This window comes from Cohnella lubricantis, from assembly GCF_014212015.1.
Classification (GTDB): Bacteria; Bacillota; Bacilli; order Paenibacillales; family Paenibacillaceae; genus Cohnella; species Cohnella lubricantis.
Genome location: NZ_JACJVN010000002.1, coordinates 43,541 through 58,229, shown reverse-complemented (window position 1 = coordinate 58,229; position 14,689 = coordinate 43,541). Strand labels below are relative to the sequence as shown.

Annotated in this window: 12 protein-coding genes; 10 read left to right on the top strand and 2 right to left on the bottom strand. The window is 45.0% G+C overall.

The genetic code is table 11. The features are described from left to right. Positions 1-68: 68 nt before the first annotated feature. Positions 69-599: a GNAT family N-acetyltransferase gene (locus H4Q31_RS00500; RefSeq protein ID WP_185177112.1), complete on the bottom strand. Its 531-nt coding sequence runs from the start codon at positions 597-599 to the stop codon at positions 69-71. Then, positions 596-790 (bottom strand): hypothetical protein, encoded by a 195-nt coding sequence (locus H4Q31_RS00495; protein ID WP_185177111.1) that lies wholly within the window; start codon positions 788-790, stop codon positions 596-598. The genes H4Q31_RS00500 and H4Q31_RS00495 overlap by 4 nt, the downstream gene beginning before the upstream one ends. Before the next feature lie 404 nt (positions 791-1,194). On the opposite strand from H4Q31_RS00495, the gene H4Q31_RS00490 reads away from it, so the two are divergent. From H4Q31_RS00490 to mcrC, 10 genes are all read left to right on the top strand, one after another. Next, positions 1,195-2,145, top strand: a complete 951-nt coding sequence (locus tag H4Q31_RS00490; RefSeq protein ID WP_185177115.1) for a helix-turn-helix transcriptional regulator — start codon at positions 1,195-1,197, stop codon at positions 2,143-2,145. An 18-nt stretch (positions 2,146-2,163) separates the two neighbouring features. Continuing rightward, complete coding sequence (locus H4Q31_RS00485; RefSeq protein WP_185177110.1) at positions 2,164-3,087, top strand: ADP-ribosylglycohydrolase family protein; 924 nt, start codon at positions 2,164-2,166, stop codon at positions 3,085-3,087. Between the two features lie 826 nt (positions 3,088-3,913). Further along, positions 3,914-4,285, top strand: coding sequence for a hypothetical protein (locus H4Q31_RS00480; RefSeq protein ID WP_185177109.1), 372 nt, complete (start codon positions 3,914-3,916; stop codon positions 4,283-4,285). 181 nt (positions 4,286-4,466) lie between these two features. Next, positions 4,467-5,087 carry a hypothetical protein gene (locus H4Q31_RS00475; RefSeq protein WP_185177108.1) on the top strand — a complete coding sequence of 207 codons (621 nt, stop codon included), beginning with the start codon at positions 4,467-4,469 and terminating at the stop codon, positions 5,085-5,087. 739 nt (positions 5,088-5,826) lie between these two features. Then, positions 5,827-7,083, top strand: a complete 1,257-nt coding sequence (locus tag H4Q31_RS00470) for a vWA domain-containing protein (protein WP_185177107.1) — start codon at positions 5,827-5,829, stop codon at positions 7,081-7,083. Between the two features lie 337 nt (positions 7,084-7,420). Continuing rightward, positions 7,421-8,794 carry a restriction endonuclease gene (locus tag H4Q31_RS00465; RefSeq protein ID WP_311771651.1) on the top strand — a complete coding sequence of 458 codons (1,374 nt, stop codon included), beginning with the start codon at positions 7,421-7,423 and terminating at the stop codon, positions 8,792-8,794. A gap of 394 nt (positions 8,795-9,188) precedes the next feature. Beyond that, entirely contained in the window at positions 9,189-10,076 is an 888-nt protein-coding gene (locus H4Q31_RS21730; protein ID WP_185177106.1) for an HD domain-containing protein, read from the top strand. Positions 10,077-10,107: 31 nt separating this feature from the next. Next, positions 10,108-10,881, top strand: coding sequence for a hypothetical protein (locus tag H4Q31_RS00455; protein ID WP_185177105.1), 774 nt, complete (start codon positions 10,108-10,110; stop codon positions 10,879-10,881). 253 nt (positions 10,882-11,134) lie between these two features. After that, positions 11,135-13,615 (top strand): DUF8426 domain-containing protein, encoded by a 2,481-nt coding sequence (locus H4Q31_RS00450; RefSeq protein WP_185177104.1) that lies wholly within the window; start codon positions 11,135-11,137, stop codon positions 13,613-13,615. Continuing rightward, complete coding sequence (gene mcrC / locus H4Q31_RS00445; protein WP_185177103.1) at positions 13,602-14,639, top strand: 5-methylcytosine-specific restriction endonuclease system specificity protein McrC; 1,038 nt, start codon at positions 13,602-13,604, stop codon at positions 14,637-14,639. Before H4Q31_RS00450 ends, mcrC begins: the two co-directional genes overlap by 14 nt. Positions 14,640-14,689 lie beyond the last annotated feature (50 nt).

Here is a 14,689-nt window from a genome sequence, read left to right as displayed (position 1 = left end):
CACGATTTCATAAAAAAAGACGGGTCCCTTAAAGTAGTTCTCCGTCATCTTCGATAAGCATATTTTTTTCATTCCATCAGTTCAAGTTCTTCTACCGTATAAGGAGCGATTCTCAATGCCATTTTATTGTATGGCTCGTCCTCTTCGATCGTAACAAACTCCATCTTTTCATAAAAAGCGATAGCATCATTGTTATCGCGTTTAACTTCTAGAACCAAACAACGGCAGCCAATGTCAACAGCAAAATTCCTAGCCATATGGATGATATCCCGCATCATATGCCTTCCATATCCTCGAAGCTTATATTCCTCGTGGATACCAAAATACAAGATATGGAGGGCTGGATGAATAATTCGCCTGGTTCCTAATTCCCACTGAATCCTTGTTTGCTCACTTAACTTAATTGTGGTTGGCATTAAAGTAAAATAACCAACCAAGTTGTCTTCTGTATCAAAATAGAGGCGCGTGCGAGCTGCACATAAATCATGCAACTCGCCGGCCTCTTCGTTTATGAAGCCATCGACTAAATCATCGCCAGATCTAAAACGGCGAATTTTCTTCCTATGCTTGTCTGAGAACGGATCATAATAAGCAATCATTTTTTCTTGGCCCTTGGAGTTGGTTTATAGGTGTGATCGACACTTTTAACAATGTTCGGGAGTTCTGTAGCTTCCAGGAACTTAACAACACGATCAAACTGATCCTTATTTTTAGGGTTAAGTTCAATTTGATCAAGTTTCTTTGCAGTAGCCATGGATAACTCCCCCTTTCGTTCCTCGTAATCATTCACAATGACCATCCTCCTTAATTTCTTAGTCTCGGTAATGATGACAAAGAATATAAGTGGCTTGGTCAAGATGAAGATGAATTTTTCATGCGGTCCACACCACTTCAAAAAGAGTTATCCCTAAAAGGATATGGCTCAGTTTGAAGTAAGTGCACCAAATTTTTGAAATCCTCAATGTATCTAAATAATATCATTAACTCGTAGTACTGTAAACGCTCGTGATGGAAAAGCATGCTGCTTTAATTGAATTCCTTTCCTCGGTTTTTACGATCGCGATGTCCACATGATTGGCATGCATGAAGCAAGTTTTCAGCCCTCCAAAGGAGGAGCCTGATTAGACATTATCGAAATTTTTATTATCGAGAACTTGAATTATAATTCTAGAAGTCTCAAGCGAGGTTGTACCTATAATAGACAAAGTTATACGCATCTTCAATATTATCAATGCGATTCAGGCTAATCCAGGCATATCTGCGGCGGATTTGGCATTGAAGTGCGACGTGAATATCCGAACCATTTATCGTGATCTGGAGATTCTCAGCCTCATCGCGCCCATTACCAATGAAGGCAGAGGCACTGGTTATCGTTTTATGGGCAGGTTTTTCCTGTATCCGCTAAACTTTACCGAACAGGAAGCTCTTGTGTTCTCCCTTCTGCCATCGATGCTGGACAAGGATAAGTTGCCGCCAGGTTTTGATACCGCCTACGACAAAGTGATGGGGACACATCTGAAAGAAAAATCTCGGCAGAACAATCTAATCGAAGATATCGCCGGCATCATTCAGATGGGTACACCTGCATACCGGAAGGAAAGTCCCAGCTATCTGCAACCGATTATTCAAGCAATCTTGGATCACAGTACAATCGATACTGTGTACCATACCCAGTACCGAAACGAAACTACCGAGCGCAAAATCGATCCATATTATCTCGTTCCTCGCGATCAACGATTTTATTTAATCGGGTACTGCCACACGAAGCAGAGTATACGTACTTTTCGGATTAGCCGCTTTCAGAAAGTGGAGATTACGGGAGAGAGCTTCGACAAAGGCGATTTCAACATCAGAACTTATTTAAAGAACACGTGGTCGATCGACCGCGGGGACAAGAACATCACTTTCAAGGTTCGATTCAACGCCGATGTGGCCAGATATATCAAGGAAGAGGAACTGTTTGTTCGTCCGCGGATGAAGGATCAGAAGGACGGCAGCTTACTTTTTGAAGTGACCGTCAACAACGAGAAGGAGTTTCTGAAATGGGTTATGCAATACGGACCTTCTGCGGAAATATTGGAGCCAAAGGCAGTCCGAGAATCGATGAAGGAGCAGTTATCAGAGTGGTTCAAGATGTATCAGTAAGGGAAGTGGTGGTACGGTATGGAACTGAATCGTGAGCGATTCTTAGGAAGTTTGACTGGTCTGGCAATCGGGGACGCTCTTGGTACAACCGTTGAATTTACGACGCCTGGTGGGTTTCAACCTGTGCAGGATATGGTCGGGGGCGGAGTTTTTCAGTTGAATCCCGGAGAGTGGACAGACGATACCTCAATGGCGCTATGTTTGGCGGAGAGTTTGATCGAGACCAACGGATTCGATCCCGTACATCAAATGCAACGATACTCTAAGTGGAGACGTGAGGGGTACTTAAGCAGCACCGGAACGTGCTTCGACATCGGAAATGCGACTGCAGAAGCGATCCGCCGATTCGAGCGAACGGGAGAGGGGTATTGCGGCTCTACCAAACCTAATTCGGCCGGCAACGGTTCCATCATGCGGCTATGTCCAGTTCCATTGTTTTATGCGTCGGATCCGGAACAAGCTATTCATTTCTCCGCGCTGAGCTCACGGACAACGCATGCCGCCGAAGAATGCATAGATGCATGTAGGTTGATGGCTGCTTATCTTTTGGCGGGAGTGCACGGTTGGTCTAAAGAAAGAATACTGAACCCATCCGCGTTCGATAACTGGCTGGATCCGCAGTCTTTGTCGCCTCGAATTGCCGATATATTAGCCGGGTCATATAAGCGAAAGGAACCACCAGAGATCCAAGGCTCGGGCTACGTGGTGAAATCGTTGGAAGCAGCCTTGTGGGCGTTCGATCGAACCGATAACTTTGAGACCGGTGCGCTGAAGGCCGTTAATCTCGGGGATGATGCGGATACGACCGGGGCCGTGTATGGGCAAATCGCCGGCGCTTACTACGGGGTTAACGGCATTCCAAAGAAATGGCGAGACAAGCTGGCGATGGGCAGTTTAATTAAGGATATGGCGGATGAAATATATCTGAGCGCAACGAATTGAAAATGTAACTAACGAACTCACGGTACGAGCGAGTTGGTTTTATTCTTTATTGTGACATCAAATCAGGGTTCTTGCTCGCAATTATGGAGAACGTACATTCGCTGACAAAGAGTAACCCATGCATTGTTCTATTATGTAAGGAGGTTTAAGAGCTAAGCAGGGCAATTCATCGAGAGGAGGTAGAACGATACAAGAGGAGATCCGTAACCCAAAGCTCCTACTAAGAAAAGGGATTGCCATGCTTTGTGCTGTCTTGCTATTTGGCGGTATACATATCGTATCTGCCTTAGCTGGCTGGAATACGATCGAGAAGCTTTCGAAGTCTGCACTTATGACTTGTAATATCATTGTGGTCATATACACCGCTCGTCGCAGTCTATGGGTTCTAACACTCGAAAGACGAATTTACCCCTCTGCGCGTATGGCAGCGATGTCACTCTTTGGAGCCGGTTTCTTAAACGTTGTTGTATTCTTTTTGAATTTAACTGACTGGAAACTGCTCCTGTCATAGTTGTGAGTGTAAGGTGTTTGGATAGTGGATTAAATGTCTCTATTCCATTGGATGATGAGGAAAAAACGATATGAATTTGGTGAGTTGATGTTACGAAAGTTATATATGATAAAGTATATTTACCTTTATATAATTCTCGCGGTGTCTATGAAGTTTTCACTTAGTTACTTTAAAGAGAATTTCTATGTTCTGTCCTTCAGTTTGGATGCTGTCAGTATTGCGGCATTTATCGCAACTGTTATTACAGCCTATTTAGATGGGAAACATTAATCCGACGAATAGATAACGACATCATGTATAGAGGAGGGGGATGTCATGGACGACAACTTAATTCCATTCCCGAAAATTATTAATATGGATGTTGAAGAAACAATATTATTGACAACAACTGAAGATAGGGGGAAAATGTGGGATCACGGCTTCGTGACTTACGCTTATGCTCTTGGGATGAAGGAAATATCCAAGCAGAGCGGTGGCTTGGTATTTTTGCAAAACACAGATGAGCAACTTTATCACGGTATACGCATGATGGCAGAAGCAGATTATTGGAAGATGGCGATAATTGTACCGAATGTTGACCTGATTGAACTAGCATTCAGTGGCAACGAACTGCAGCTTTTAAGACTACAAAAAGAGGCACTTAAGAAAGGGTTCCAAGGTAAGCCGAAAGGTCATTGTGATACTTAAGCTTGATCAAGTTGACCCCCAGAGATTTAAAAGAAACAAATTTTAAGAGAAGACTGGCCAACTCGCATGGAGAGAGTTGGTCTTTTTGCTATAAGAATATTTTGGAAGAAAATTATTGACATTAAGAATTTTAAGAATTAATATAAGAATATAAAGAATAATATTTATGGAGGAGATTCACATGAGACAAGCAAACTATTCTTATCATTACATGGTTCTGAAATTAAAGAACCCGAGCGAGGAAGCGAAGGGAACGCCATTGTCGGCTTTCAAAGAACAAGTACTGGAGGCGACCGAGGAGTTTAATAAGACTTTTAAGGGAATCAAGAGTTTGATCTTTCTGGGTGTAACCGAAGGAACAATCGACGTCTTGTTAGTGTTCTTCCATCCTATTGCTTCCAAAGTAACGGCAAAGGAGCTTACAGTATTCAGTAGGTACTTATACCATGATAAAGGTTGGGGACGGTTCTCCAAGGAAGAGGGGAAGTTGTTCATTCTTGCTCAGCCGGTTAAGGAGTTTGATTATACGGATGCCGACTACGCTCTAAGCGAATATGAAGTCGATCGCGATCGATATCCGTTCTTTCCTGATTATGGTCCTGATCTTGAAGATGATGAAGCGGTTAACGAGCAAGATGATTCGGAAGCTGAAGACTCCGAAGAGTTGGCGGATGAAGCGATGGCCCCCATTCTGCAATATATCCTCACTACACAGAACATGGGCCCTCTCAGGGTTAGAGAGGAAAAACAGAGAGCCATTCGTCAAATCAAAAAGATTTTGAGCAAAATTGTTTATCTGTGATGATCGGCATTCTTGTAGTACGCATGTTCACTATGACCCTAGCTAATTCAGCTCTGTTTTTCAAGATTTGTGACGTTTATCGATACGAGGAGCACCGCGAAAGCTTTGGGCGAGTTCTGATCGGGTTAATGGCGGCTACCGTAATGACGGAATTTTTATCCATGATCGATTTTTTGACCTCTCTAACGAAGATGACTACATAAAAGAAGAAAGAGGATTGCGGATGGGACACAGTAGTTCGATTCGATGCAGAGATTGCACCTTTTCACAGACGTTCTTGGTAGGCGTCGGTTTCGATCAGTTTGAATATCCATTTATCTTGGAATCCTTGCATCCTTTTGCTGCGGAAGAGTTAATGTCTATAGCCGAACAAACGGAGCATTTTCAAGGGTTGGCTCATTACCAACACGTCCTGCAATGTACCGATTGCCAACTTTTATTCAGCGAATTTGACGTAGTCGTCGTCCTTCAGGATGACGAACAGATATCTCTTAAACACTGGTGCCATGAATGTAATGGATCTGCAATAGGCGTGGATCAAGATCGAATAGGAGATTATCCGTGTCCCAATTGCAAAAAGACATCACTTGAGATGGCGGAAGATGAGATAAGGATAATGTGGGACTAGCGCTAAAAGCAAAGCGGAGTATTCAAAAAATACAGAACACTCGTTCCCTGACACCTTAACGCCGCAAGGGTTTGCTATTCTGTCACTACAATCCTAAAGGAGTGGTGGAGAATGGCAAACCCTATTTTGTTTTCACATAGTTGGAACCGTAGATACCTGCCGTGCGGCGGAACGGACAAGGTGTATTTGCTCGTTGAGTTGACGGGGAGGGCTGCCGCTGAAAAGCCAGAGAGGGCGCCGATCAATATTGGCCTGGTACTAGACCGAAGCGGATCGATGGAAGGACTTCCGCTCGAATTCAGCAAGAAAGCATGCCAATACGTCACGGAGCAGGTATCCTCAAGCGATGTACTGAGCATGGTCGCCTTCGACGACGAAGTGTTGACCGTATTCCCTCCGGAGAAGGTAACACATAAGGATCTATTGAAGAAGAAGATCGCTTCTATCCAGTCGGGTGGAAGCACAAACCTAAGCGGAGGGATGATTCAGGGAGCGCAATATGTCCATCAGTCCAAGCAGGACGGGATGGTAAATCGAATTCTTCTTCTATCGGACGGTCACGCGAATCAAGGAATTACGGACCGGCAGAAGCTCGCTCAAATCGCAAGGGAGTATCGCAGCATGGGAGTGGGGATCTCGACGCTCGGCGTCGGACATGGGTTCGATGAGGACCTCATGGAGGGCATCGCCGATGAAGGAGGAGGCAATTTCTATTACATCGAGAGACCGGATGATATTCCATCAATCTTCGCAAAGGAGCTCCAAGGCGTTCTGACGGTTGTGGCTCAGAATGTCAGAATGAAGCTCAAGCCAACGGAATATGCTCGGATAACGAATGTATACGGGTATCAGGTGACGGAAGACAATGGCGCAATGGAGATGATGCTGGGTGATATTTACGACTCGGAGGTCAAATCGATTCTGATCGAAATGATGGTGTACCCGCATTCCGTTGGTTCGCACCCATTGCTCGATTTTGAATGGGACTACGTCGATATCACGGAAGGGGTTCAACCGTGTCAATTCCAATTGACGGCTAACGCCGAGTTCACAAACCATATCGACCTCTTGAATATGCCTCTCGAAGCGAACGTAGAAAAACACATTAAAATCACCGAAACTGCGCTCGCCATTGAGAAGGCAATGAATGCTTTTGATCAAGGTGATGTGGAGTCCGGCAAAACCATGCTGCAATCTCAAGCCGACGATCTACTGAGAATGGCCATTCAAACCGATGATACGGAACTGCGCGAAGAGTCAAAGAAATTATACGAGAGGATAGAATCGATCGACCATTTATCTTACTCTCCGATGATGCGCAAGGAGCTGCACAGCCAGAAATATCGAAACATGAAGCGCAAGAAGTAGGCTTATTAAAGAAGGAGGAGTGAGTATGCCGCGATTTCCGCAGCATATGAACGGTAAAGGAAGCTTAAAGGACATTCAAATTCTTGTGAATGATTACCCGCAACTTCTTGACGGTTCGTTGATTCCAAAGTGTCTGCCAGAGAAACCGATTCCGATGATGCAGACGCATATGACCTGATTATGCGACAGAAGGAGCAACTTCTCAGCTTTGAGGAACCGACACGGTTTATTTTCTCCCACTCAGCGTTGAAGGAAGGCTGGGACAACCCGAACGTATTCCAGATTTGCACGCTCAAGCACAGTGATTCTACGATCAAGAAGCGGCAGGAAGTTGGGCGTGGATTTGCGGCTCTGCGTGAACAAGTATGGCGAACGGATCGATTCCAGTATTCCTGGTATTGACGTTCACGAGATTAATGCACTGACCGTTGTTGCAAGTGAATCCTATGGGCAATTTGCCAGACAGCTCCAGAGCGAGATTGCAGCGACATTGTCGGATCGCCCACGCAAGGCGGACAGTGACTTCTTTTTGGAAAAAGTCCTTGTGAATGCCCGCGGCGAACAATTGAAGATCGATGAGAGACTCGCAAACAAGCTGCAAAACGCGTTCATTCGTAATGGCTATACCGACGATGACTACAATCTGACGGATGCTTACTTTGCTGCCGTAGAAGAACAAACCATCAAACTACCTGATGAGCTGAATGCACATCAAGAGCAACTTATTGAACTGGTTAAAACGATCTACGTTGAAGGTAAGTCGGATATGACGAACGATGACCGGAAGAATACGATCCCGAGCATCACGGTGAACAACAACTTCCACAAGAAAGAATTCAAGGAGCTGTGGAGCCGGATTAATAAGAGATCGGTTTACACGGTTCAGTTCGATTCGGAGGAATTGGTGCGGAAGTGCATCATGGCGATTGATATGAGCTTGGACGTGTCCTCCATTCGTTATTCCATCAAGCATGGAGAAATGAATGAGATCGAATCCCGTGATCAATTGAAGCAGGGAGAGGCGTTCAAAATTCGAGAGACGGACGCGGATTACGTTCACCAAGCTGCACCGTCGAAGATCAAATACGACTTGATCGGCAAACTAATGGATGAAACGAAGCTCACCAGAAAGACAATTGTGGCCATTATGAAAGGCATTAAGCAGGCTAAATTCATGTTGTTCCAGAAAAATCCCGAGGAATTTATTATCCGGGCCTCAAGATTGATCAACGAGCAGAAGGCAACGACCATCATTGAATCCATTACGTATGATGTGATCAATGATACATTCGACACGGATGTGTTCACGAAGAACACATTGAAGGGACAGCTTGGGCAAAACGCGATAGCGGTTGAGAAACACATCTACGACTATGTGGTGACGGATTCCAAGATCGAGCGGGCTTTTGCGAAAGAGCTGGATACAAGCAATGAAGTACACATTTACGCTAAGCTGCCGCGTGGCTTCTACATCCCGACTCCAGTTGGTGATTACAACCCGGACTGGGCGATTGTTTTTAAAGAAGGCGGCGTCAAGCACATTTACTTTATTGCCGCGACGAAAGGCTCTCTGGATTCGATGGAGCTGCGTGAAGTCGAGAAGGCAAAGATTGAATGTGCACGGAGGCATTTTGCTAAGCTGAACTCTGATCAACTGAAGTACGATGTGGTTAATAGCTACGAGAAGTTGATGGAGATAGTTAAGGGTTAAGTTACATTTTTCTAATTGGTAGAAAAGGAATTCCTCGTGGCTATGTCGAAAAAGGGAATATGTCCCTTTTTTTTCGACAAGGAGCGAGTTCGGTATGGCGACGATGGTTCCCGATCTATTGCCTGAACATAATGCAAATGATGGAGGACGTGTATTCTATATGGCGGCTCGAGAGCTGCCATATAGAATACACGGTTTTTTTATTCATGCCGCTATTACGAAGTGCCTGAAGAGGAGAAGATCCGGGAAGCATTTTATTATTTTACATAGGCTGGCTGGATTCGTAGCGGAAGATTAGGAAATGCAAAGCTGAAACGTATGTTCGAGACACTATGTTGTCAATTGTTCATGGTAGATTAAGCATGTGGAAGGAATGGGGAGAGGAGCAAAGCATATGTCTCTAATCGATAAGGCGATTGAGTTTGCTGCCTTTGCGCATCGGGAACAGAATCGAAAAGGCACAGAGATACCCTATATTAGCCATCCGTTTGCCGTCGGAATGATTCTGCAGCGTGCGGGATGTCCGGAGGAAGTCATCGCAGCAGGGATATTGCACGATACGCTGGAAGACACGCAGACGACGGAGGAAGAGTTGCTGGCGCTGTTCGGCCCAGCAGTGCTCGAAGTTGTGAAAGGTTGCTCGGAACCAGACAAAGGAGCGTCCTGGGAGGAGAGAAAGCAGCATACGTTGGAAGAGCTCAAATCTGCTTCTCTGCCGATTCGGCAAACTTCCTGCGCGGACAAATTACACAATATCCGTTCGATTCATAGGGATTTACAGCGGTATGGTGAGGCGGCGTGGTCGCGCTTCAAACGCGGACGCAGCAGTCAGGAATGGTACTACAAAGGGCTTGTCGAAAGTCTTGGTTACAATTCTAGGTTTCCAATGTTGGATGACTTGGAAGATGAGGTCGAGGATGTCTTCGGTCCACGTCTGGAAGTCCCGGAATGGAAGGGACTGAGACGCAATCGGAAGTTTATCGACTTAGCCTTTGAGACAGCATATGGTAACCCGGAAGATATGCAGCAAAGGCAACCGCAATTCGAAACGCTAGGGGCTTGGGAGTTGATGGCTAAGGTTCATCAAAGGGCTTACCCGATTGATCGGGAATATGAAGAGGAATTCGGACGGTTAGCCTCATACCTGTTGGAGAGGGGCATCGAATTCGAATCAAACAGCGAAGGCTCGATCATCCTGATCGGCTTTAGCACAGCATTAATGCGGCTGTTAAACATGTATCCGCATGAAGTTTATCATCATTTTAATCGCGGCATCCTGTAAATAACAATACCCTAGGTTGGCGGTGAGTCGATTGAGTATTCGTCATCTTAATGGCGTTATCTTGGTTCCATCCCCGATTAATGCCTGTTTGTCGTGCCGTGGTGCCGTTATTCCACGAAAGCTTGAAGCTCATTATGTTGCCAGTCCTCATCACAATAACGGGACTTTCGCTAACCTTCTAACGGATGTATGGTACTGCCAACGTTGCGACAAGGGTTTTGTTCTGTCTGCATTTAAGCAAGTGACAGATTCTTTTAATCGGACGTGGATTATCAAGGAGTTGACCGCACAGACGCAATCGCATGGGAAGAATAAAACGCATATGGGGCAGCCTGCTCGGACGTCGCCCAAACCGCAGTCTGCAGATGTTGCCGAATTGAGAGTGAAAGCTCTTGATTATATTCTTCAGGATCATGAAAATAAATGCCCTAAATGCAAAAGGGTGCTGATTAAAAGCAATGTCCAGATCCAAATCGTTAAAGGTGAACACGTCGACTACACGCCATGTTCCGCCTTGCACTGTGAGCTTTGCCAGAAATGGATGATCAGAAAGCACCACTATGTAGCCATGCAGACAAATCTTCAGCCATATATTATTTCACTTTCTTCTACAGCAAAGCATTATAACAATAATACAAGTAAACGGAATTCGGTGAATTCGCGTGGTGGTAATGCGCGGAGCAAGATGCCGTCGAAATGGGGAGTTCCTCCATCTAAGCGGGTGGATCCGGGGAACCGCTTATTTAACCAATACGGCGTGTTCTTACCTTCTCCTACAGGGAGGAGGGGGGACTTTAATGAATAATCTTGTTGAAAAACTAGCAAGGAGGTGCGTGAATTGGCGAAAAGGTGAAGTAGCGAGGAGAACGATATTTCCGTAAAAATCCCGAATATCGCAAAGCTACAAAGAACCATAGCAAAAAGCAACAAAAAGTAACTAAAGCGGAACATGGTGCACCTGACCTATTCGACGATCATTTGGAAGGCATCGAAACAGGGTATCGAGTTTCAGTTAATATATGATAGATTGACAATTTACGCAAAACGGGAGGCACTCCATGAACTACTGGATCTTTCAAGGCAATCCTAAGGTATTCGATATCGATACGTATCTAACCGAGAGTTCTATTTTGCAATGGGATATCCGGCAAAAGCATTTCAAAGATGAGATTAAGATTGAGGATCAGGTGTTTATTTGGAGGGCGGACGGCGGTCAGAAGAATACGGGAGGCATCGTTGGATTGGCTCGGATCGCCGAACTACCCGTTTTTGACGAAGGCGAGCAGTGTTGGAGAGTGAAATTGAATAAAGTCGAGCATCGGACGTCGCCGGAAGCGGGCATGCTTCTTCGCCATGAATTAAAAGAATGGCCGGTTACGGCGGACCTTCCCATATTCAAAATCAATCAAAACACGAACTATAAGCTTTCCGAAAGCGAGTACAAAGTGCTCCTTGAATTATGGAAAGACCCTGATCAACTGCACAAACTGGCAAGCTCGCCTCTCCTAGAGAAATATCTCGAGGTATTCCGGAACCAAGCGAAGAAATGGTTTGAAAGCTGCGAGTTTCTCAACGAGAACCATACCTTCTTCCAATCATTCAAAGACCCAGAGCGGTTGAGGAAAATGGAATGGGAAGAAGTGCAAGCCCTCGGGAAGCACGTTAACGCCTTTTCCAGCATGGCGCTAGCACGTGGCAGAGCTCTAGGCAACATCAATGGCCCGATTGAGAAATACCGGAACAGCTTCTTGTACTTATTCTATGGCGAAGCGGCTTTGGAAGAGAGAATGTACCGATTTATAAACGACGAGCAATATAAATTATTTGGCATTGGCGAGAGCGTGGTGAGCGAGATCATCGCCGGCGTTTATCCGGAATCGTATTGTATGTTTAATCAGCGTGACCGGGTTGCAGTGGAAAACGTATTGCAACTGGATCCGGGATATGGACGCGGGGATACTTTTGCGGACAAGTTTATGAAATTCCAGAGTTGTTTAAAGGAACATCAAATTGAAGAGAAGTACTTGCATATTGTAGGCAAACATACTGATCTGCCCATCTACCTAGAGATCGATCAATTTTTTAGTTTCCTCTACATGAGATTCGGAAAACAGGATTCAAACACAGTAGAGATAGCTGCCGAGAATGGCGTCCAATACTGGGTACTGGCTGCCGGGGAGAACGCGTATCTCTGGGAGGATTTCCACAGTAATAATTTGATTGCCATCGGATGGCCGGAGTTAGGCGATCTGGAACAGTATCAGACGAAGCAGGAAATAATCGATAAGCTTATTGAGGCTTACAACCTAGATAAAACGCCCAGGAATGATGCGCATTGCAATTACCAATTTGCCAAGGAAATGAAGATCGGCGACTATGTGCTAATCAAGAAGGGCAATCGGCATATCATCGCATTCGGCAAAATTACTTCAAATTATCGTTATGACTTCTCCCGGGAAGAATATCGTTCGATACGTTCCGTTGAATGGATCAATACAGGGGACTGGGAGATCCCGAAAGATAAGTCGCAGTTGGCAACGAAAACGCTGACGAACATAACCCCCTATGAGGATTATTTGCAAGAATTATTAGATCTCATCGGATTCATGAATGAGGATATGATCGATAAAGGGATAGTTCAAGAATTGGATAATATGGATCTTGATGAATCGCAGCCATTCGGCCTCGATCAATTATTGAAGGAGGTGTTCCTTTCCGCGGAGCAAATCGAAGAAATACGGCACTCCCTTACAAGTAAGAAGAACTTGATCTTGCAGGGGCCTCCCGGCGTAGGCAAGACCTTTGTTGCCAAAAGGTTGGCCTACTACCATAATGGGTCGAAAGACGACAGTCGGATCAGCATGATTCAATTCCACCAATCCTATTCCTATGAGGACTTCATTCAGGGGTATAAACCCACTGAAGGAGGAGGTTTTTCGCTTCGCAATGGAGTGTTCTATGATTTCTGCCAACGCGCGGCGAAGGACCCCGAACATAACTATTACATGATTATCGATGAGATTAACAGGGGCAACCTTTCGAAGATTTTTGGGGAAGTCATGATGTTGATTGAATGTGACAAACGTTCCAGAGCGTACTCTGTCAAGCTTACCTATTCGGAGAGTGGGGAACCCTTTTATATCCCAAATAATGTTTACCTAATAGGGACTATGAACACGGCCGACCGTTCGTTGGCCTTGGTCGATTATGCATTGAGAAGAAGATTTGCTTTCGTATCCGTAGAACCTGCGTTTGGAACTCCGGCTTTTCAGGAATTTCTTCAAAGCAAGGGCGTTAGCCAAGGGTTCATTAATCGTATCGTGGCTTCCATGAATGATATCAACGGTGAGATTCGAAACGACAAAGTCAATTTAGGTAAGGGGTACGAGATCGGGCATAGTTATTTCTGTCCATCTGGATCCGTGGGCGATGAGGAGGCATGGTACAAAGGGGTTCTCAAATTGGAGATTGAACCGCTGCTGCGAGAGTATTGGTTTGACAATGAGGACAAAGTGAGGAATCTCATTGAAGGAGCTTAGAAGGATTCCGATCCGGAATATATACTATATGCTTTGTTATGCGTGGAATCGGCTGGAGGAAAGGCATCAGCAGCCCGTCGACCAAGAAGAAGCGCAAAGTATATATGATCTGCTTGCCCGGGTGCTGGTCGTTCAGGTCTCAGCGATGATAAAGAAAGGGATGTACAAGGAATACATGCCTTTCAATGAAGAAAGCTCAACATTGCGCGGCAAGCTGGATTTCCCATCATCCGTTCGCGCTCTTTCCCATCTGCGCGGCAAAATGTTTATTCATTATGACGAATTGAGCAACAATCTCATACACAACCGAATTGTCAAATCGACGATTCATTACCTGCTACGAAACCAAAACTTAAACTCATCATTGAAAGAACAACTAATGGTCCTGTATTCGCATTTCCAGGAAGTATCGTTGATGCGCTTGGAGGAAGCGGTATTTCAGAAGGCGGGCATACATCGCCATAACCGCCATTATGGCTTTGTACTACAGATATGTAAATTAATTTTTCAAGGGTTGTTGATTAATGAAGAGAACGGCACCAATCGGTTTTCCGATTTTGAAAGAGACCATTATCGGATGGCCGAATTATTCGAGTCCTTTGTTCGTAACTTCTATGGAAAGGAGATTCCGGGGTATCGAGTAAGTCGGGAAATTATCCGTTGGGATGAAGAGTCGGGTGAGAATGACGGCTATCTGCCGAAAATGGAGACCGATATTTCCTTGGAAAATGAACATGTCAAATGGATCATTGACACGAAATACTCTTACCAAACTTTAGCTGCTGGACGTTTCGATACCGACAAACTCAAGAGTGCTAATTTATATCAGCTTTATTCTTATTTAAGAAACAGCGAAAAGAGATACGTGAATAAACCGCTTAAAGGAGCGCTGTTGTACCCTTGGGTGGATCACTCGTTGAGTTTAAAATATCGTTTATCCGGCCATGAAGTCAGAGTGTATACGGTGGATTTAAGCCAAAGTTGGAAGGTCATTCACGAAAGGCTGTTGGAAGTAGTGAAATAGTAATACGAAAACTAGAAGCAGATCCCTCCTCCATCCATAGGGGAGAGATC